This is a genomic window from Kitasatospora sp. NPDC056181, assembly GCF_042266225.1.
Lineage (GTDB): Bacteria > Actinomycetota > Actinomycetes > Streptomycetales > Streptomycetaceae > Kitasatospora.
Map to the genome: position 1 here is coordinate 1 of NZ_JBHJUK010000024.1, position 18021 is coordinate 18021.

The window sequence follows — 18021 nt, forward strand, 5'->3', positions numbered from 1 at the left end:
CCCACCGCGACACGGTGCCGGTCGATACCCGTTAACAGGCTTTCATACCCCGCCCCTTGGACGGCCAAACGCTACATCATCCGCGTACCAAAACACCCCCCCTTACCGGTGGGGTTGGCCAACTCCCCACCGGAACGGCCTGGTTCACCGCGCAGACCGCTCCACCTGGATCCAGAGCTGAGCCTCCGCCTCGCCCGCGGGCAGGAAGCGGGTGCGCAGGATCTCCGGACCCGGGCGGGTCTCGTACGGGTTGGAGGGGAACCACTGGGTGTAGACGTCCCGCCACATCTCCTGGAGGGCCTTCGGGAAGGTCCCGGTGTTGGAGAAGACGGCCCAGGTGCCGGCCGGCACCTCGCGCACGTCCAGGCCGTCCGGGACCACCGCGTCCGCACCGGCCACCACCGCGTGGTAGTAGTCGAGTTCGACGCCCTCCTCACGGCTGTCCGAGAAGAACTCGGTGACCGCGACGATCCCCTCCGGCTCCTGGTCCGAGAGGGCCGAGATCCGGTCGACAACCTCCTGGCCGAGCCCCTTGATGAACTCGGCGATGGCCGGGTTCACCCCCTCGTGAACCAGCGGGACCCGGGCCCGCCGTCCGACGATCCGGAACGCGGGCTTCTCGACGATGCGGTATTCCATACTGCTGCTCCCTTCGATGACGACTCGGAAGGACATCCGGGGCTGGGACTTCAGCGCCGCCCCCCCACGACGGGCCTCCCCGGGCCCGACGCCGTGCATCGCCCGGAACGCCCGGGCGAACGCCTCCCCCGAGGTGTAGCCGTAGCGGACCGCCACATCGAGCAACGTCCGCTCGCCGGCGAGCACTTCGGCCCCGGCGATGGTGAGCCGACGGCGCCGCACGTACTCCGACAGCGGCATGCCGGCCAGTGCGGAGAACATCCGCCGGAAGTGGTACTCCGACGTCATCGCGATCCGCGCCAGCTCGGCCACGTCGACGGACGCGCCCGCGGACCCGTCGGCCGACAGGCCGACCGACACGCTCAGGCACTCCTCGATGTGCTCCATCGCCCGGTTGAGGTGCTCCAGCATCCCTGCCCCCGCCCTTCCTCTTACTGATCACCACCGTAGGAAGGACCCAGCCTGCCGCACCCGACATCCTGTGCCCGCTCCGGTCGGGTGCCGGACGGCGACCGCCTCCGAGACGGGGGCCGGGTCGCCGCCCGACAGGACGGCGGCCTCCCGGCGCGACACCGGCGTGAAGCCCACCGTCGGGGCGCCGGCGACCCACCGCCCGGGGCGGCGGAGGAGAATCCGTTTGACCGCGTGGCCTGTCAGGCCCCAGTGTTCCGACCCGGACGTCCGCCCACCGCGGGGGGACCGTCAGGGAGGGAACCCGAAAGCCGATGCCACGCAACGACACCGACCCCGCCGGAGCCACCGAGACCGCGCCCGGGACCGAGGCCGGCACCGGCCCCACCTCCGACACCGACACCGGCCCCACCTCCGACACCGATACCGACACCGACACCGACAGCAGCACCGCGACCGACTCCGGCGCCGAAACGGCCGCCGAGCGCCTGCGGGCGCGGTGGGCGGAGCCGCCGGCGGCGGTGCCGCCCTGGTACCGGCGGGTGTCGCGGCGGACGTGGAAGCTGTCGGGGGGCGTGGTCGCGGCGCTGGCGGCCTTCGGCCTGCTGGCCACCGTGTTCGGGCCGGACGATCCGGTGCGCTACCGGCTGGACGCGCCGCAGAGCATCGGCGAGCTGACCCGGGAGGCGGACTCCTCCGGCGCGTACGCCGCCGAGGACGCGGAGATCTTCCCGAACACCCTCGGCTACATCCGATTCCACGAGCACTTCGTCGCCGGGTACCGCCGGCCGGGCTCCACCGAAGCGGACTTCCTCGTCATCGGCGCCACCGGCTCGTTCCCCAGCCCGGTCCGCGAGCTGGACGACCTGCTCGGCGGGGTGGATCCGGCGCTCCGGCCGGCCGCGATCGGCGCCGCCTCACCGCAGGCCTCCCCCAGCGGGTACACCATCTTCCCGTCCGGCCCGCTCGGCGGCTTCCTCAAGTGCACCGCGCAGGACAACGGGCACAAGGACGTCATCGCCGTCTGCGCCTGGGCCGACTCCACCACCCTCGGCAGCGTCACCGACTACTCGCAGGACGCCGGCAGCATCGACCTCACCGCGCTCGCCGAGCGCACCCGGACCATCCGCGCCGCGATGACCAGCCGCGCCGACGGGTGACACCCGGCCCGCCCCAGCCCCGGAAGGACGGCCGATGGCCCTCGACTTCGACCTCGAACTCACCGCACCCGTCACGGCCGGACAGCTCGCCGCCGCCGTCTGGGCCGCGGCCGGCCCACTGCTGCCCGTCGGCCGCTTCACGCCCGGGGACCTGCTGACGGACGGTGTCCTGACCGTCCGGGAGACGTGGCTGAAGGTGGTCGAGTCCCAACCGGTGGCGTACTGGCAGCCGACCCTGGACGGCGTGCCGTTCACGGCGGCCGCCAGGCTGGCGCTGCGGCTCGACAAGTTCACCGACCTCTCCGCCCAGCAGGACGACATGACCGGTCTCGCCGCCGCCGTCCTGGCTCTGCTCCCGGCGGAGGCGGACGCGGCGCTGCACTTCCAGTCCGAGGTGGTCTGGCTGGTGCGCCGCGGCGGCGTGCTGAGCCTGAGCGAACGGTCCGACCTCTGGCCCCCGCACCGGCTGTCCGCCTTCCCCGGGCCGTACGCCCGCGCCGCCCACACCCTCGACGGAGTGTGACGCGCGGGAACAACGGAGTGTGACGCGCGGGAACACCCGCGTCCTCCGTGGTGTTGCGAGCCTGCGCCGCTGCAGCGTCGCCCGTACCGGCCCCCTGCCAGCTGACGCCGGCAGCCGTCACCGAACGGTGGGCCGACGCCCCGGGCACGTGGACGGCAGTTGTTCAAATTGGAACGACCTAGTACGGTCGACAACCGACCACCACACCGCAATCGGAGGGCCCGTCCCATGCCGCAGCCCGTCACGTCGCAGCCCGGCACCGCCACGGTGCGCTCCCGGGTGCGCATCCCGCTGACCTTCCCGGACGGCTACCGCGCCGAGGCCGAGGTCTTCACCTTCCACGGCCTGGCCGACGGCGCCGAGCACCTGGCGCTCGCCTTCGGCGCAGCGGCGCAGGGCCGGACGACGGACGGCGGGACGCCGCTGGTGCGGCTGCACTCGGAGTGCCTGACGGGCGACGTGTTCGGCTCGGACCGCTGCGACTGCGGCCCGCAGCTGCGCGAGTCGGTCGAGCGGATCGCCGAGGCCGGCGGCTACCTGCTCTACCTGCGCCAGGAGGGCCGGGGCATCGGCCTCTACAACAAGCTGGACGCCTACGCCCTCCAGGACTCCGGCCTGGACACCTACGACGCCAACACCGCGCTCGGCCTGCCCGAGGACGGCCGCGACTACACCGCCGCCGCCCAGATGCTCGGCGCACTCGGCGTCACCGGCGTCGACCTGCTCAGCAACAACCCGGACAAGGCGGCGCAGCTGGCCGCGCTCGGCATCACGGTCGAGCAGCGGGTGCCGACCGGCGTGCACCTGAACGACAGCAACGTGCGGTACCTGAGGGCGAAGGTGGAGCGGACCGGGCACTCGATCGAGCTCTCCCGGCTCGTGGGCTGAGCCCGCGGCGCCCGTCCGGCACACCCCGGCCCCCACCGGCCCGGCACCGACCACGGCCCACCGGCAGGGCCCGCCGGCAGGCCCACCGGCCGGAAGGACCGGCCGGACACGTCGGGGCGGGCGCCGCGGGGGGGGGCGCGGGGGGCGGGGCCTGGGGGGGTTTCCGGCAGGGGCGGGGAGAGCGGGCGGCCGCCCCCCGGGCGGGGCCCCCGGCCCGCCCCCCCGGCCGTAGGGCCCGCCCGCCCCCCGGGGGCCGCCCCCGGGGTGCGGCCCGGGGGGGCCGGACCGATGGGATGCTGACGGACCGGTCGGGTCAGTGCTGCCAGACCCGCACGTAGTCGACCTGCATGTCGCCCGGGACGGAGGTCGGACCCGGGGTGTAGACGGCGTTGTTGAGGATCAGGTACATCGGCGAAGAAGTGACGCCGCTGGTGATCTGACCGACCTTCACCCCGTCGTAGTAGTAGGTCACCGAGCCCGGCTGCCAGTCGGCGCCGAAGGTGTGCCAACCGCTGTAGTTGCCCGAGGCGCAGCCGCCGGGGCCGCCGGACGGCGAGTGGAAGTGGTAGCAGGCCTGACCGCTCAGGCCCTCCATCACGTCCATCTCACCGTCGGCCGGCCAGTTCTGGCCGTCGGTCCAGAAGGCCGGCCAGTTGGCGACCTGCGAACCGGCCGCGGGCAGGTAGATCCGGGACTCGAAGGCGCCGTAGGTGAACTGGGCCTTGCCGTTGGTGTTGACCAGCCCCGAGGTGTACGCGAAGTTCTTGCCGTTCACCGTGGCCGGCTTCTGGGCGGCCGTCAGGTGCAGGTTCCCGCCGCTCTCGGACACCTGGGACGGGGCGTAGGCGGCGGACTCGTCGCTGTTCACCGGAGGCGTCGTGCAGGTGGCGCAGCCGAACCAGTTGGGGTTCCACTTCGAGCTGTCGAGCGAGCTGCCGTTGAACTCGTCGGCGAACACCGGACGCCAGCTGCCGGGGATGCCGAGCGGAGCGGCCGAGGAACCGGACGGCTGAGTGGGCGACGCGGTGGCGGACGGCGACGCGGTGGCGGACGGCGACGACGGCGAAGCGGTGGCCGACGGCGACGCGGTCGGCGTCGAGGACGGGCTCGGCGTCGAGGACGGGCTCGGCGTCGAAGTCGGGCTCGGCGCCGAGGTCGGGCTCGGCGCCGGAGTCGGGGCGGTGCCCGCGGTGAAGGCGCCGACCGGGGCCAGGTTGTGCCAGCTGTTGTTGATCTTGTACGCCACGAAGTACGTGTACTTGCCCGCCGGGAAGACGCGGCTCTGCGGGGTGAACGTCCGCTGCGTCGTGGTCAGGGTGGCCGCGGTGGCGCCGCCGAAGTCGTAGTTCGCGCCGTCGGCGGAGCGGACGGCGATGGTCAGGGCCTGCACCGCGGTCCGCTTGGTGGCGTGCAGCTTGGCGGTGGCGGTGACCGGGGCACTGGCGCCGGGGGCGGTCGGCGTGACCGACAGCGAGTCGACGACCACCGGCTCGGCCGGGGTGGTCGGCGCGGCCCAGGCGGCCACGCTGGTCCCGCTGGCGGCGAGGGCGAGGGCGAGGACGGCGAGCCGTCGTCGGCCGGTGAACGTGCTGCGGCGGTGCTTCGAATGCTTGGACATGCGTGGGAGGACCTTTCGTTCCCCCCCCGGCTGTGGAATTGCAGCAGCCTGAACGAGGACTCGGTCCGTACGCAAGCCCGATGCCGCGGCCGGAACCGCGGCATCGATCGTGCACATTCTTAAAACTCCTGGTGGGACGGCCCCTCGAGGTGCCGGGACCGGGCGTCTGTGATATGAGGCACAGGGGCCGGTTCGGCGGCCGGTCAACGCCGTACGGCCGTGGCGATCGACCGGCTGATCGTCCGGGCCGCGAAGCCGGTCCCGCAGACGAAACGCATCATCGGCCCGAAGGTGTCGGCGGCGGCCAGGCCGGTGAAGTAGAGCCCGGGTACGGAGGACTCGAAGCCCGGGGAGAGCCGGGGAGCGCCCCCGTTCCGGCAGGTCAGCGCCCGGCGCAGTCCCGGCTCCAGCAGGTCGAGTCGCTCGACGTCCACCCGGTAGCCGGTGGCCACCAGGACCTGGTCGGCCTCCAGGGTGTCGGTCGGGCCGCGCAGCCGGAGCCGCGCCCGGCCGCGGACCTCCTCGGCCGAGACCACCTCGTGCCCGGTGAGCTGCGGGAACCGGCCGAGCGTCCGCTCGCGCAGCCACCATGCCCCGGACGGTCCGAGCACCGTCCGGACCAGGTGGGCCCTGGTGCGGTCCGGCAGGTACCGGAAGGCCTGGGGGGCCCGGCTGAAGGCGGTGAACGACCAGCCCGGCCCCAGCGGCGAGGCCGGCTTCGCCAGCCGCTCCGGCCACGGCCGGTCGCCCGGCCGGTCGGAGTCGGGCGGGTCCCCGAAGAGCAGGTGCCCGGTCCTCGCGACCAGGACCGGTTCGGAGCCCGCCTCGTGCATCAGCGTGGCGCTCTCCAGTGCCGACTGCCCGGCGCCGATCACCGCCACCCGCTGGCCGGCGAACTTCGCCAGGTCGGCGTGCTCCGAGGTGTGCGAGGCGAGGCCGGCCGCGGCCAGCGGCCTGAGCACGGCGGGAATCCTCGCGTAGGGCGGGAAGCCGTTGGCCAGGACCACCGTCCGGGCGGTGAACGACTCCCCGGTGTCCAGGGAGAGCCGGAAGCCGTGCGGCGCCGGCTCGATCAGGGTCACGGCGGCACGCTCCACCTCGGGGACGCACCGCTGCTGGAACCAGTCGCCGTAGCGGATGAACTCGTCGAGCGGCACCGCGTACCGGTCGCCCACCCACGCGCGGTGTTCGGCCGCCCGGAAGTCGTTCAGACCGTGGCGGCCCTCGGGGTCGGAGATCGAGGAGGCCCGGGGGGTGGACTTCAGGAACATCCCCACCGGCATCCGCGCCCTCCAGCTGCCCATCGGCACGCCGAGGACACGTACGGCCACACCCCTCGCCTTCAGGTGGGCCGCGACTGACAGCCCGTACGGCCCGGCCCCCACGACCGCGACGGGAACTGGACTGGGAGAGATCATGTCGAACCTCCGGGAGTGAGACGGGCGGCGATCCCGTGCCGCACGTGGTCGGCCACGCGCCGCGTCCCCTGGCCGCCGAAGCGGACCGCCAGGGCGGCGGCGGGTGCGAGGTCGTCGCCGCAGAGCCAGGCGCGCTCGGTCGACCGGCGCGGCCGCAGATCGGGCAGCGGCCGCCGTTCGCGCCAGACCGTGACCGCGGCGGAGAGCGCGTCCAGCTGCCCGACCCCGTAGAAGCGGTTCAGCTGCGGCGCACGGGGGACCGGGCGGCCGGTGAGCGACAGGTGCAGGGCACGGACGACGTCCAGGCCGTTCTCGGTCTCGAACAACCGGAACTGGGCGCCGGTGCGGGGGTTGAAGTCGAGGAGCTTGTACCTTCCGTCCCGCAGGTCCAGCCTCCAGTCCAGATCGGCGATGCCCCCGTAGCCGATCGCCCGGCACAGTCCGGCGGCCAGTTCGGCCAGTTCGGGGTTGGGCAGGGCGACGGCCCGGGTGGTGAATCCGCCGGCGGGCGGGTAGGAGCGCAGCTTGCGCCCGGTGAAGACGGCGAGTGGTTCGCCTCCGGGGCCGCAGCACAGGTGGGTGATCCAGTCCTCGGAGCGTTCCGGCGGCAGGTACTCCTGGGCCAGGACCGAGAACCGTTCGTCGGTCGGGCAGTTGGCCAGGAGCTCCCGCTCGTCGTGCACGATCGTGGTGTTCGGGACGACGGGGCGGCTGAGCCGGGTGAACGGCTCCAGGTTCTTCAGCACCAGCGGGTAGCCGCAGGTCCAGGCGGCCTTCAGCAGCTCGTCGTGGTCGCCCGGAGCGACGGTGACGGGTGCCGGGACGCCGTGCTCCTCGCAGATCGCGTGCATGGCGCCCTTGTTGGCCAGCCGCCGCGGGAGCCCGGCGGGCACCGGGGGCAGGACGAAGTACGGGGCCAGCTCCTCGGCGTGCTCGGCGAGCAGGACGGCGGCCTCGTCGTCGGTGGGCAGGGCGATGCACCGGCGGCCGATCGCCCGGCCGACGCCCAGGACGGCCGAGAGCAGCTCGTCCGTGCCCTCGCGCCCGGTGGTGGGCCGGACGAAGGCGCGCGTCAGGTAGCGGGAGAGCGCCGTCGGGGTGAGGCGGTCCTCGACCATCGCGTGGACGGGAACCCCGGCGCGGCCCAGCGACCGCACGACGCCGAGCGGGCCGTGCGCCAGCGGGTACCTCCCCACCTTGACGAGCAGGACTGCGGTGTCCCGGTCCAGGGCCGGCCTGGCCCGGTGGGCGTGATGGACGCGGTTCATGGTGTCGCACCTCCTCCGATCGTGCGTTTCAGTGCTGCCAGACGGCGACCCAGTCGACCTGCACCTGCGTCTTGTCGACGGTGGGCGGGGGCGACTGCTGGTAGCCCACGGCAAGGTTGAGGATCAGTTCCATCGGGGTGGTCGGGATGGCGGCCGGGTCGGTCACCTGGAAGACCTGGACGCCGTCGACGTACCAGGTCACGGCGTCCGGCTCCCAGTCGAGACCGAAGACGTGGTAGCCGAGGGAGTAGTCCTGCGGGCCGTGGGCGTAGTGGGCGTCGATGTTGCTGCCGTCGGGGGCCTCGGCGTGCAGGTTGAGGTCGGCGTACTGGTTGGTGTTGATGAACTCGACGGTGTCCAGCTCCGGCAGCCCGCCCCGGGTGTTGGCGGAGAGCAGCCAGAACGCCGGGAACATGCCGAGCGGCTGGTCGGTGGTCCTGAGGGCGGCGGCGAAGTACCCGTAGGTGAAGGTGTGCCGCGGGGTGCCGTCCCAGTTGTCGCGGCCGGTGGAGACCATCCCGGAGGTCCAGGGGTAGGTCTTCCCGTCGCTGCCCTGCGTGGGTTGGCGTTGGGCGGTGAGCGTGAGGGCGCCGTCCGCCACCGAGACCTGGCCCGGGAGGTACCACTCGTCCTCGTGGTTGCCGGTGTTGCTGCAGCCGCGGACGTTCCAGTCGTAGCAGGTGGTCCACTTGGAGCCGTCCAGTGAGGTGCCGTTGAAGTCGTCCCGGAAGGCCTGGTGCCACGGGCCGGTCCCGGGCGGCTGGTCCGCCCCGACCGGCGGCAGGATGGTGGTCGGGCTCGTGGGCGACGCGGACTGCGGGTGCAGCGCCGCCGCGCCGACGCCGGCGCCGTTGACCGCGCCGCAGGCGGCGACCAGCAGCAGCGTTCCGGCCACCGACAGCATCCGCCACCGGACCTTGGGCCGGGCGGCCTGCCGGCCCGGGCGCCGGAACCTGTGGGCGGGCCGGGCGGGCCCGCCGGTCACGGGTGCGGGGGCGGCGGGGAGCCGGCGCGGAAGCAGCGTCAGGAGGGTGGTGAGGACGGCGAGGGCCAGGACGGTCCGGCCGACCGTGAAGGAGTGTCGGAAGAACAGCGCCTCCGCCGCCAGCATCGTCAGCGCCAGGCTCAGCGTCACGGTCAGCGAGACGGCGCTCAGCCGGCCGGGCCCCCGATCGCGCCAGGACGGGCCCGGCCGGGCCCAGGCCACGGCCGCCGCGCCCGGACCGGCGAGCAGGAAGATGCCGGCGGCGACGGCCCGCAGCGGGTTCCCGGCCGGGAGCAGCAGGGCGGCGAGGGCGATCCAGCCCGAGAGCGCGGGCAGCACGCGCGGCAGGGTCCACGGGCGGACGGTCATGGTGTCCTCCCTCCGGCCGGGGCCGCTGCGGCGTTCGCGCCGCCGGGCGGGACGTACTGGTAGACGACGGCGTCCTCGTTGGAGAACACCGGCCGCAGCTCGGGCGAGCTCGCCGCGGCGGCCGCGAAGGCCTTGGTGGCGGAGGCCGGCAGCAGCCCGGTCAGTTCGCACTCGGCGATCTGGGCCCGGGTCAGGATCACGTAGCTCGGTCCGCCGGCCACGTTCGGGCGTTCCAGCGCCAGCCGCAGGACGTCGCCGGGGTTGGTGGCCAGGCGCTGGAGGTCCGCGCCGGCGGCGTCGCCGAGGACGAGCCGGTCGTGGTCGTCGTAGCGCATCTCGCCTCCCGGCTCGTTGGCGGTGAGCGAGACCACCCGGGAGCCGGGCGGGGTGGCGGCGACGTACCGGAGCGCGGCGGCCTCCTGCGGGGTGAAGTAGTTCATGCTCTCCTTGCCGAAGTAGCCGAAGAGCAGGCCGGCGAGCAGGCCGAGCAGGACGACGGCGGTGGCACCGGTCCGCAGCGGGCCGACGGGGCGGTCGGCCGGGGGCGCGGACGACGTGCCGGACGAGGTGGCGGACGACGGACCTGACGACGCGCCGGGCGGGTCGGACTTCGGGGCGGGCGGCCGGACGGCACGCGGGCTCCACAGCAGGGTCGCGGCGAGGAAGGCGGCGGCGGGAAGGGCGAACAGGTAGGCCCGGAAGAGCATCTCCCCGTCGTAGGCGTTGGCCAGCAGCAGCACGAGCGGCGCCACCAGCAGGGGTACCAGGCCGACCCGGCGCACCCAGCGGTGGCGGATCAGGGCGGCCAGGGCGAGCAGGAAGACGGTGGCGGTCAGGCACCGGTCGGCCCAGGAGGTCATGATCTGGCCGGGGGCGGCCTGCCCCAGCCGGGCGAGGCCGGCCACCGCGTTGTGGTCCGGCGAGCCCAGGGCGGTGACCAGGCTGGTCAGGTGTTCCGACACGAACGGCCGGGCCACGGTGGCGTCCCAGAGCACGGTCAGCCCGGCCACGGCGGCCAGTACCGGCAGGACGGTGCGGCGGTTGCGGCGGCCCAGGGCCAGCAGGGCCATGCTCACGGTCAGCATGATCGGGGTCAGCTGGTGCGAGGAGACGATCGCGGCGATCAGTACGAGGACCAGCGCGAACGGCGCCGCCCGCCAACCGCCGCGGGCCGATGCCTCGTCCGCCGCCGACAGGGCCAGGGCTCCGGGCAGGCCCGGCCTCCCCTCCCGGGGTTCGCGTGCGTCCGCCGCGAGCGAGCGCGCCACCGCCAGCCGGCGCATGACCAGCGCGATCACGGTGAGGGAGAGCACGTAGGCGAAGGCCTGCGGGGAGAAGTAGTCCTGGCCGACCCAGGCGGTCGCGAAGTAGATCCAGACCCCGCCCCAGACCAGTCGGCGGTCGGTGGTGATGCTCCGGTACAGCATCAGCAGCGGGCCGACCAGCAGGAGGTTGGTGATCAGCGGGTACCAGGAGGCGTAGCCCAGGACGGAGTCCAGGCCGGTGGCGCGCAGGATCACCGCGTGGAGCTGGAAGAAGCCGGGCCACTGGTTGTAGACGTCCAGCTTGCCCGCCCCGGGCACCGTCCCGCCGTGGCGCAGCATGGCGTCGACGATCGCGACGTGCTTCCAGGCCCAGGCGTACCGCAGGGTCGGGTACAGCAGGCTGGGCGTCGCGTGGATCACCAGGATGAGCGCCAGGACGTAGGCGGCGGGCCAGCGGTGACGGACCTGCGGGGCGCGCAGCGCGGTGACGAAGCCGAGGGTGAGCAGGCCCAGTGCGGCGAAGTAGGCCGGCGGAAGGGCCTGGAGCAGGCCGAGGTCGCCCATCCGGGAGAGGTCCACCCGGGAGAGGGCCAGCAGCCAGAGCACCAGCGCGGCCGGCAGTGCGCACCGGACGACCCAGCCGGACCAGCCGGCCTCGGAGAGGGCCGCCCGGAGCTCGCGGGCCCGCTGGGCCTTGCTGCGGTGGGTGGTTGAGCGGTGGGCCGGTGTCCGTGGGTCGGGTCGGACGTCTTCACGTTCCAGGGCGTCGGTCACTGTGATCACTCCTGACCGCGAGTCCTCTGGGGCCCGCCGACCGGGCTGCCGAGGGCCGCGCGCAGGCGGCGGTAGGCCCGCCACACCCGGGTGGCGGCGCTCTCTTGGAAGGGCGCGGTCGGGGCGCCCTGGCGCTTCGTCCAGTCGTCGAACACCTGGGGCGGCGTGTCGGCGCGGACCATCAGGCGGGAGATCCGCAGCGGGTCGTCGGCCGGGGAGCTGAAGGCGTTCCCGACGGCGGCCGCGGAGGTGTAGCCGGCCTGTGCGACCTTGCGGCGGACCTCCGCGCCGGAGTACCCGTGCGGGTAGGCGAAGGAGGCGACCTCGTGGCCGAGGATGTCCTCCAGGGCCGACTTGCAGCTGGCGATCTCGTCGGTCAGCCGGCGGCCGTAGACGGTGTCCATGGGGACGTGGGTCCGGGAGTGGGCGCCGATCTCGACGCCCAGCGCGTCGAGGTTGCCGATCTGGCGCCAGTTCAGCATCGGTGCCGGCGGCAGCAGACTGCCGGTGCCCTGCCCGCCGGGCGGGTGGACGGCGCCGGTGGTGACGTAGAGCGTGGCGGGCAGGCCCTCGTCCGAGAGGATCGGGGCGACCGTCCAGTAGAAGTCGGCGTAACCGTCGTCGAAGGTCAGGACCGCGGCGCCGGGCGGCAGCGGCGGACCGCCGCGCAGGGCGGCGACCAGCCGGCGCAGCGGCACCAGCGACAGGCCGCTGTCCTTGATCCGGTCCAGCTGCTCGCGGAACACGCGGGGCGTGACGGTGTACGGCGCGAGCCAGGACGGCGGGTCGTCCGCGACCGAGTGGTACAGGAAGACGGGTATCGCGCTCATGGCCCGTCCCTGGTCGGGCGGCCCCCGGTGGGCCGGGCCTTGGTGGGCGCGGCGCCGGCGGTCCGGTCACGGGTGGCCGGACGGACCGCGCCGGTCCGGCGGGGCGCGGTCCGTGCGGCCCAGCCGCCGGCCAACCCGGTGAGGTAGCCGGCGGCGGTCAGGGTGACGCCGGCGCAGAGCGCCGCCGCCGTGGCGGGCCGGCGCCGCCGCAGGCTGTCCAGCAGCGCGGCGGGCACGGTGTGCCGCAGGTAGGCGCGTTCGCTGGCGAGGCCGGCGGCGGCGCCGTCGTGCCGCACCACCGCGGCCTTGGAACGGCCCTCGGCGAAGCAGCGTGCGGCGAAGTAGGAGAAGGTGGTGCGGGCCGGCGGCACCCGGTGGAGGACCGCCGCGGCCGGTTCGTAGCGCAGGACGGCGCCGGGGTGGCGGGCGGCGAGGCGGATGCAGAGCTCCGTCTCCTCGCAGCCGAGCGGACGCCGGCCGACGCGGCCGAGGTCGGTCCGGAAGCCGCCGGCGGCCAGTGCCTCGGCACGGCGGAAGGACATGTTGGCCCCGATGAGGTTCCGCACCCCGGCCGGCCGGCTCGGCAGTCCCCGGTAGGAGCAGCCGACCACCCAGTCGAACTCGGGCGGGAACCAGTCCGGGCGGCCGCTCTGCCACCAGGGCCTGACGTGGCCGCCGACGCCGAGCACCGCGGGTGTCCGGTAGCCGGCCAGGAGCCGCCCGGTCCAGGCGGGGTCGGCGGTCGCGTCGTCGTCCAGGAAGGCGATCAGCTCGCCGTGGGCCGCGGCCAGGGCGGTGTTGCGGGCGCCCGAGAGGCCGCGCTGCTGCCGGCTGGGGAGGATCCGCGCGTCGGCCGACAGGTGTTCCCGGGCGAGGTGCAGCAGCTCGGGGCAGTGGTCGACGACGAGCAGCACCTCGGCGGGCGGGTGGTGCTGGCCGCGTACGGAGGCGACGGCGGCGCACAGGTCGTCCCAGCGCTCGACGGTGTAGGCGCAGATCACGACGGTCAGGCTCGGTGCACGGCCGTCGGCGGCGCGCTCGGGGGTCCGGTCGTCGGCCCGCCCGGAGGACTGGTCAGTGGTCATGGTCCTGGGCTCCTTCCATGGCACGCAGCCAGCGCCGGAGGACGAACAGCAGTGCCACCGCCATCGTGTATTCGGAGATCACCCAGGCGAGGCCGACGCCGATCAGTCCGTGGCTCGGCAGCAGCAGGGCGACCAGGGTGATGATCATCGTGGCGGAGGCCATCCGCACCCCGACCATCCAGGGCAGCGAGCGGCGGACCCGGGCCACCTGGATGACCACGTTGGTCACCGCGATCGGCAGCGCGCACAGGGCGAGCAGACGCAGCACCGCCGTGCTGTGCTCGGCGTACTCGGGGCCGAACACGGCCAGGATCTGGCGCGCGCCGATCTCGATCACCAGCACGGCGCCGACCAGCAGCAGACCGGTGTGGCGCAGCATGCGCCGGGCGTACTCGGCGAGCCGCTTGGGGTCGCGCGCGCCCTCGACCACCAGCGAGTGGCCCATGCTGAACGTCGCGACGAAGAGGGTGGAGGCGATGACGAAGGCGAGCGAGTAGTAGGCGCTGCCCTCCGGGCCGAGCTGGGCGAGCACGATCAGGGGGACGGCGCTGTAGCTCGCAAAGCTGAAGAGGTTGCCGAGGTAGTCGGCGCCGGCCCAGCGCAGGACCCGCTGGGGCGGTTCGGCGTCGGCGTCGCCGGCCGCCTCGTGGTCCGGCACGGCGCGGCGGAACAGCACCACGTTGGCCAGCCCGATCGCGACGACCATGGCCACCGCCCAGGCGACCAGGATGCCGGTGCCGACGGCCAGGGCCGCGCAGGCGGCGAGCAGCAGGGACTTGGCGACCGCGAAGACGGCGTTCTCGCCGAGGACCCAGCCGGTCCTGCGGGTGCCGGTGAGCGCGCCGTCCTGGAGTACGAAGACCGCGTAGCCCGCGGTGGCCACGACGAACGCGACCGCGAGCATCGGCGAGTGCAGGAAGCCGAGGTTGGGGGCGACCACCGGGACCAGCAGCAGGAAGCCGACCGCGACCGCGGCGCTGCAAGCGGTGCTGATCGCGTAGCACCGCAGCACCAGGTGCCTGGTGTGCCGGCCGGCGGCGGGGACGAAGCGCACCAGGGCGTCCCCGAGGTTGAGGCTGCCGAGCGTGGCCAGGAACATCGCGGCCGACAGGGCGGCGTAGCTGCGCCCCACGGCCTCGACGCTGTAGTAGTGGGTGGCGAGGATCCAGAAGAACGCGCCGAGTCCGGCCGCGACGATCGAACTCGCCGCCAGTACGTGGCCGTTGTGCATCAGGGAGTCGGCGCGCAGGCTCTGGGCGGCCGCTCTGATCCGGGCCCGCAGCAGGGCCGGGTACGAGCACTCGCAGGGCAGCGCCACCGGGCAGGAGCACGGCCGTGCGGTGTCCGCCCGCCGCTTGGAGCGCGTGTGGTCGAGGATGGACATTACGGCCTCGCGGTGGTGTCGGCCCGGCGTTGCAGCCGGACGCTGCGCAGGTAGCAGACCGGCCCGTAGAGCAGGCCGAGGAGTTCGAGCCGCCCGAGGTGGACCATCAGCGGGTCGCGGCGGCCGGCGGCCGGGTCACCCCGGCGCAGGGTCTGCCGGATCCCGCGCGGCACCCGGGCGAGCAGGGCGGCCAGCAGGCGCGGCTGCCGGCGGGTGGCTGCGGCCAGGTAGGCGCCGAAGCCGACGCCGAAGCCGAAGACCTGGGTGGTCAGCGCCTCCATGGAACGGCGGTGCGGGTGCCACACCAGCGCGTCCGGCCGGTACACGACCTTGTGGCCGGAGGTCAGGACCTGGAGGAAGGAGAGCAGGTCCTCTCCCCCGCGCGCCGGGGTGCCGGTGCTGGTCGCGGGGTCGAAGCCGCCGAGCGAGCGGAGCAGGCCGGTGCGGAAGGCCATGTTGGCCCCGGTGCCGAGCCGGCCGGTGGCGAAGGGGAAGAGCGGGTCGTCGGACGGTTCGCCGAGCGACCAGCTGCGGACGGTGAAGCCCTTGGCGTAGCCGCAGTACCGTTCCAGCGCGATCTGCGCCCGGGTGTCCAGCTCGGCGGGCAGCACCAGGCCGGTCACGCAGCCCACCTGCGGGTCCGAACGGAACCCGTCGACCAGGGCGGCCACCCAGCCCTCGTCGATCAGGAGGTCGTCGTCGGCGAAGGCGCAGATCTCCCCGCGCGCGACGGCGAGGCCGCGGTTGCGGGCACGGGCCAGGCCGGGCACCGGCTCGCGCAGGTACCGGACGCGGCCGGGGTAGCGGAGCGCGACGAGCAGCTCGGTGGCCCGGTCGGAGGGGGCGTTGTCGACCACGATCACCTCGACGTGCCGGTAGGTGCCGGCCAGGAGGGCGTCCAGGGAGCGCGGCAGCAGGTCGACGCGGTCGTGCGTGCACACGACGATGCTCACGAGCGGGGCGTAGGGCGGCGCCTCCGGCCGCAGCGCGGTCCCCGCACGCGGGTCGAGCCCGCGGGCGGCCGCGGCGGCCAGGGCGCGGCGGAAGGCGGCCGGGTCGTCGGACGCGGCCTCGGCGGTGACCAGGCCGAGGGGTTGTCCCCCGCGGCGGATCAGGGCCAGCACCCGGCCGTTCGGGGTGAACACCTCGCCCCGGCCGGGCCGGTGCAGTTCGTCCGGGCGTTCGAGGTCCAGCTCGGCGACCTCGACGGGCGCCGGCGGCAGGGCGATCGGGGTGGTCATGACAGCCGACCTCCAGCCCGGGGATGGCGTTGTTGCCAGACGGTGAACAGGTAGCAGAACGGGCCGTACAGCAGTCCTCGGCGCTCCAGCCTGCGCAGGCCCCGCAGGGTGTCGACGTCGGCCGGCCCGGTCCGGCCGCCGGGACGGTGGCTGACGTGCCACCGCCAGACGCCGTAGGGCAGTCGCCGGAGGAGCTCGGCGAGCAGGCTCGGCCGGTGGGACACCGCCGCCGCCAGGTACGCGCCGAACCCGACCCCGAACCCGCTGATCTGGTGGGCCAGCGCCTCCATGGTCCGCCGGTGCCGGTGCCAGACGAGCGCGTCGGGCTGGTAGGCCACGGTGTACCCCGCGGCCAGGACCTGCTGGAAGGAGAGCAGGTCCTCCCCTCCCCGCGAGGGCGTCCCGGTGCCGGTGGCCGGGTCGAAGCCGCCGAGGGCCCGGAGCACCGAGGTGCGGAAGGCCATGTTGGCCCCCATCCCGAACCTGCCGACGGAGAACTGGACCAGCGGGTCGTCCGCGGAGCCCTTGAGCGACCAGCTCCGGGCCTCGAAGCCCCGGCCGGGACCGCAGTACTGCTCCACGACGAACTGCGCCTTGGTGTCGAGCTCCGCGGGCAGCACCAGGCCGGTCACACAGGCGATCCGGTCGTCCGACTGGAAGGCTTCCACCAGGGCGTTCACCCAGCGGGAGTCGGCGATGGCGTCGTCGTCCGTGAAGGCGCAGAACTCGCCGCGTGCGGCGGCGAGGCCGCGGTTGCGGGCCCGGGAGAGGCCGGGCAGGGGCTCCTTCACGTACCGGATCCGGTCACCGTAGCGCGTCCGGACCAGCTTCTCCGTGGCGTCGTTCCTGGGGGCGTTGTCCACCAGGATCACCTCGACGAGGGGAGGGCCGATCCGCACCAGTGAGTCCAGGCAACGCGGCAGCATCTCGTCCCGGTCCCGGGTGCAGACGATCACCGAGACCGTCGGCCTGCCCGCAGGCACCCGGGCGCGGCCGACCCGACCGGGACGCGCCGCGGGTGTCGCGGTGGACAGGGCGGGAACACGCAGTTCCCGGTGAGCGGCATCGACCAGCGCCCGGCGCAGCGCGGCGCTCTCGCCTGCTGTTCCGGTGGCCGTGACCAAGCCGAGCGGGTGTCCGTGCAGCCGCACCAACGCCAACACGCGGCCGTCCGGGTCGGCGGCACCGAGACCTCCGGGGGAGCGCAGCTCGCCCGGTTCGTCCAGGTCCAGGTCGACAACACGGACGGGGGTGTAGAGCGAGTCGCGGGCGGCGGGGCGCGGGCAGGCAGCTGCGGTGCGCCGGTCGGGGCCATTCATCATCGCTCCTCCGCGGCGACGGCCGCCGAGGACCGGGCGCCGGGACGCTCGGAGATCAGGGTCCTCAGCACCCGGCGGCCGTCGGAGACGGCGTGGAGGTGTGAGCGACCGCTGCGGCGGGGGAGTTCCAGGCTCGGCACTTCGGCGATCCGGAGTCCGGAGCGCAGCGCGTGCGCGATCATCTCGGCCTCGATCTCGAAGCCGGTGGAGCGCAGGTCGAGGGCGTCCAGGAAGGAGCGGCGGAAGGCGCAGTAGCCGTAGCACAGGTCGGTGAGGCTCGCGTCGTACAGGTAGTTGACGACGGCGAGCAGGGCACGGTTGCCGAGCGAGCGGATCTTGGTGAGGTCCAGCGAGCCGCCGCCGGCGATGCACCGCGATCCCTTGACGAAGTCGAAACCGTGGTCGAGGAAGTGCAGGAAGTGCGGGATCTCGCCGGGCCACATCGAGCCGTCGGCGTCCATCATGACGATGTACTCGCCGGAGGCGGCGGCGAAGCCGGTGCGCAGGGCGTTGCCCTTGCCCGGGCCGCACTGCTGGACGCTGCGGACGGTCGGCAGGCAGTGCCGGGCCATCGGGACGGTGGCGTCGTCGGACGAGCCGTCGACCAGGATGACCTCGTCGACGCAGCGCGGGATCTGCTCGAACACCCAGGGGATGTTGCGGGCCTCGTTCTGGGCGGGCACGACCAGCGTGACGCCGTGCTTGCTGGCGACACCGTCCCCGGCCCGGCGCATCGGCCGCCGGGCGTTGACCCGGTCCTCGGCGCGGCGTTGCGGCCGGCCGTCCTGGTTCGGGTACGGGACGACGTTGGGGGGCATGGTGGTGCTCATCGAGGACGGCCTCT

At 74.0% G+C, this 18021-nt stretch carries 15 protein-coding genes; 3 read left to right on the forward strand and 12 right to left on the reverse strand.

The features are described 5' to 3' along the window. Window positions 1–144: 144 nt before the first annotated feature. Complete coding sequence (locus tag ACFC1F_RS12190) at window positions 145–1050, reverse strand: GyrI-like domain-containing protein (RefSeq protein ID WP_376157527.1); 906 nt, start codon at window positions 1048–1050, stop codon at window positions 145–147. Window positions 1051–1364: 314 nt separating this feature from the next. On the opposite strand from ACFC1F_RS12190, the gene ACFC1F_RS12195 reads away from it, so the two are divergent. The 3 genes from ACFC1F_RS12195 to ribA all read left to right on the forward strand — a co-directional run bounded on the left by ACFC1F_RS12195 (window position 1365) and on the right by ribA (window position 3621). Then, a complete protein-coding gene (locus tag ACFC1F_RS12195; RefSeq protein WP_376157529.1) occupies window positions 1365–2210 on the forward strand; it encodes a hypothetical protein in 846 nt (281 codons plus the stop codon). Between the two features lie 34 nt (window positions 2211–2244). Then, a complete protein-coding gene (locus tag ACFC1F_RS12200; protein WP_376157531.1) occupies window positions 2245–2733 on the forward strand; it encodes a SitI3 family protein in 489 nt (162 codons plus the stop codon). Between the two features lie 228 nt (window positions 2734–2961). After that, complete coding sequence (gene ribA, locus ACFC1F_RS12205) at window positions 2962–3621, forward strand: GTP cyclohydrolase II (RefSeq protein ID WP_376157532.1); 660 nt, start codon at window positions 2962–2964, stop codon at window positions 3619–3621. Window positions 3622–3934: 313 nt separating this feature from the next. Here the strand turns inward: ribA and ACFC1F_RS12210 are convergent, their stop codons facing one another. The 11 genes from ACFC1F_RS12210 to ACFC1F_RS12260 all read right to left on the reverse strand — a co-directional run bounded on the left by ACFC1F_RS12210 (window position 3935) and on the right by ACFC1F_RS12260 (window position 18007). After that, entirely contained in the window at window positions 3935–5239 is a 1305-nt protein-coding gene (locus ACFC1F_RS12210; RefSeq protein ID WP_376157534.1) for a family 16 glycosylhydrolase, read from the reverse strand. A 203-nt stretch (window positions 5240–5442) separates the two neighbouring features. Continuing rightward, window positions 5443–6657, reverse strand: coding sequence for an FAD-dependent oxidoreductase (locus ACFC1F_RS12215; protein WP_376157535.1), 1215 nt, complete (start codon window positions 6655–6657; stop codon window positions 5443–5445). Continuing rightward, the gene (locus ACFC1F_RS12220; protein WP_376157537.1) at window positions 6654–7925 is read right to left on the reverse strand and encodes an ATP-grasp domain-containing protein; all 1272 of its coding nucleotides are present in this window, start codon (window positions 7923–7925) and stop codon (window positions 6654–6656) included. The genes ACFC1F_RS12215 and ACFC1F_RS12220 overlap by 4 nt, the downstream gene beginning before the upstream one ends. Before the next feature lie 28 nt (window positions 7926–7953). Continuing rightward, window positions 7954–9279 carry a family 16 glycosylhydrolase gene (locus ACFC1F_RS12225; RefSeq protein WP_376157539.1) on the reverse strand — a complete coding sequence of 442 codons (1326 nt, stop codon included), beginning with the start codon at window positions 9277–9279 and terminating at the stop codon, window positions 7954–7956. Beyond that, window positions 9276–11318, reverse strand: a complete 2043-nt coding sequence (locus ACFC1F_RS12230; RefSeq protein WP_376157541.1) for a glycosyltransferase — start codon at window positions 11316–11318, stop codon at window positions 9276–9278. The genes ACFC1F_RS12225 and ACFC1F_RS12230 overlap by 4 nt, the downstream gene beginning before the upstream one ends. A 5-nt stretch (window positions 11319–11323) precedes the next feature. Continuing rightward, window positions 11324–12148, reverse strand: coding sequence for a polysaccharide deacetylase family protein (locus tag ACFC1F_RS12235; RefSeq protein ID WP_376157542.1), 825 nt, complete (start codon window positions 12146–12148; stop codon window positions 11324–11326). Beyond that, window positions 12145–13233, reverse strand: coding sequence for a glycosyltransferase family 2 protein (locus ACFC1F_RS12240; RefSeq protein ID WP_376157543.1), 1089 nt, complete (start codon window positions 13231–13233; stop codon window positions 12145–12147). The genes ACFC1F_RS12235 and ACFC1F_RS12240 overlap by 4 nt, the downstream gene beginning before the upstream one ends. Continuing rightward, window positions 13223–14617, reverse strand: a complete 1395-nt coding sequence (locus ACFC1F_RS12245) for a lipopolysaccharide biosynthesis protein (RefSeq protein ID WP_376157544.1) — start codon at window positions 14615–14617, stop codon at window positions 13223–13225. Before ACFC1F_RS12245 ends, ACFC1F_RS12240 begins: the two co-directional genes overlap by 11 nt. Next, window positions 14617–15858, reverse strand: a complete 1242-nt coding sequence (locus ACFC1F_RS12250) for a glycosyltransferase family 2 protein (RefSeq protein WP_376157545.1) — start codon at window positions 15856–15858, stop codon at window positions 14617–14619. The genes ACFC1F_RS12245 and ACFC1F_RS12250 overlap by 1 nt, the downstream gene beginning before the upstream one ends. After that, entirely contained in the window at window positions 15855–17177 is a 1323-nt protein-coding gene (locus tag ACFC1F_RS12255) for a glycosyltransferase (protein ID WP_376157547.1), read from the reverse strand. Before ACFC1F_RS12255 ends, ACFC1F_RS12250 begins: the two co-directional genes overlap by 4 nt. After that, complete coding sequence (locus ACFC1F_RS12260) at window positions 17177–18007, reverse strand: glycosyltransferase family 2 protein (RefSeq protein ID WP_376157548.1); 831 nt, start codon at window positions 18005–18007, stop codon at window positions 17177–17179. The genes ACFC1F_RS12255 and ACFC1F_RS12260 overlap by 1 nt, the downstream gene beginning before the upstream one ends. Window positions 18008–18021 lie beyond the last annotated feature (14 nt).

What these genes read in the sequence shown, in the direction of transcription:
- ACFC1F_RS12255 (WP_376157547.1), bottom strand. Translation starts at nt 17,177, where the DNA reads ATGAATGGCCCCGACCGGCGCACCGCAGCTGCCTGCCCGCGCCCCGCC.
- ACFC1F_RS12250 (WP_376157545.1), bottom strand. Translation starts at nt 15,858, where the DNA reads ATGACCACCCCGATCGCCCTGCCGCCGGCGCCCGTCGAGGTCGCCGAG.
- ACFC1F_RS12245 (WP_376157544.1), bottom strand. Translation starts at nt 14,617, where the DNA reads ATGTCCATCCTCGACCACACGCGCTCCAAGCGGCGGGCGGACACCGCA.
- ACFC1F_RS12210 (WP_376157534.1), bottom strand. Translation starts at nt 5,239, where the DNA reads ATGTCCAAGCATTCGAAGCACCGCCGCAGCACGTTCACCGGCCGACGA.
- ACFC1F_RS12190 (WP_376157527.1), bottom strand. Translation starts at nt 1,050, where the DNA reads ATGCTGGAGCACCTCAACCGGGCGATGGAGCACATCGAGGAGTGCCTG.
- ACFC1F_RS12240 (WP_376157543.1), bottom strand. Translation starts at nt 13,233, where the DNA reads ATGACCACTGACCAGTCCTCCGGGCGGGCCGACGACCGGACCCCCGAG.
- ACFC1F_RS12220 (WP_376157537.1), bottom strand. Translation starts at nt 7,925, where the DNA reads ATGAACCGCGTCCATCACGCCCACCGGGCCAGGCCGGCCCTGGACCGG.
- ACFC1F_RS12200 (WP_376157531.1), top strand. Translation starts at nt 2,245, where the DNA reads ATGGCCCTCGACTTCGACCTCGAACTCACCGCACCCGTCACGGCCGGA.
- ribA (WP_376157532.1), top strand. Translation starts at nt 2,962, where the DNA reads ATGCCGCAGCCCGTCACGTCGCAGCCCGGCACCGCCACGGTGCGCTCC.
- ACFC1F_RS12225 (WP_376157539.1), bottom strand. Translation starts at nt 9,279, where the DNA reads ATGACCGTCCGCCCGTGGACCCTGCCGCGCGTGCTGCCCGCGCTCTCG.
- ACFC1F_RS12235 (WP_376157542.1), bottom strand. Translation starts at nt 12,148, where the DNA reads ATGAGCGCGATACCCGTCTTCCTGTACCACTCGGTCGCGGACGACCCG.
- ACFC1F_RS12215 (WP_376157535.1), bottom strand. Translation starts at nt 6,657, where the DNA reads ATGATCTCTCCCAGTCCAGTTCCCGTCGCGGTCGTGGGGGCCGGGCCG.
- ACFC1F_RS12260 (WP_376157548.1), bottom strand. Translation starts at nt 18,007, where the DNA reads ATGAGCACCACCATGCCCCCCAACGTCGTCCCGTACCCGAACCAGGAC.
- ACFC1F_RS12195 (WP_376157529.1), top strand. Translation starts at nt 1,365, where the DNA reads ATGCCACGCAACGACACCGACCCCGCCGGAGCCACCGAGACCGCGCCC.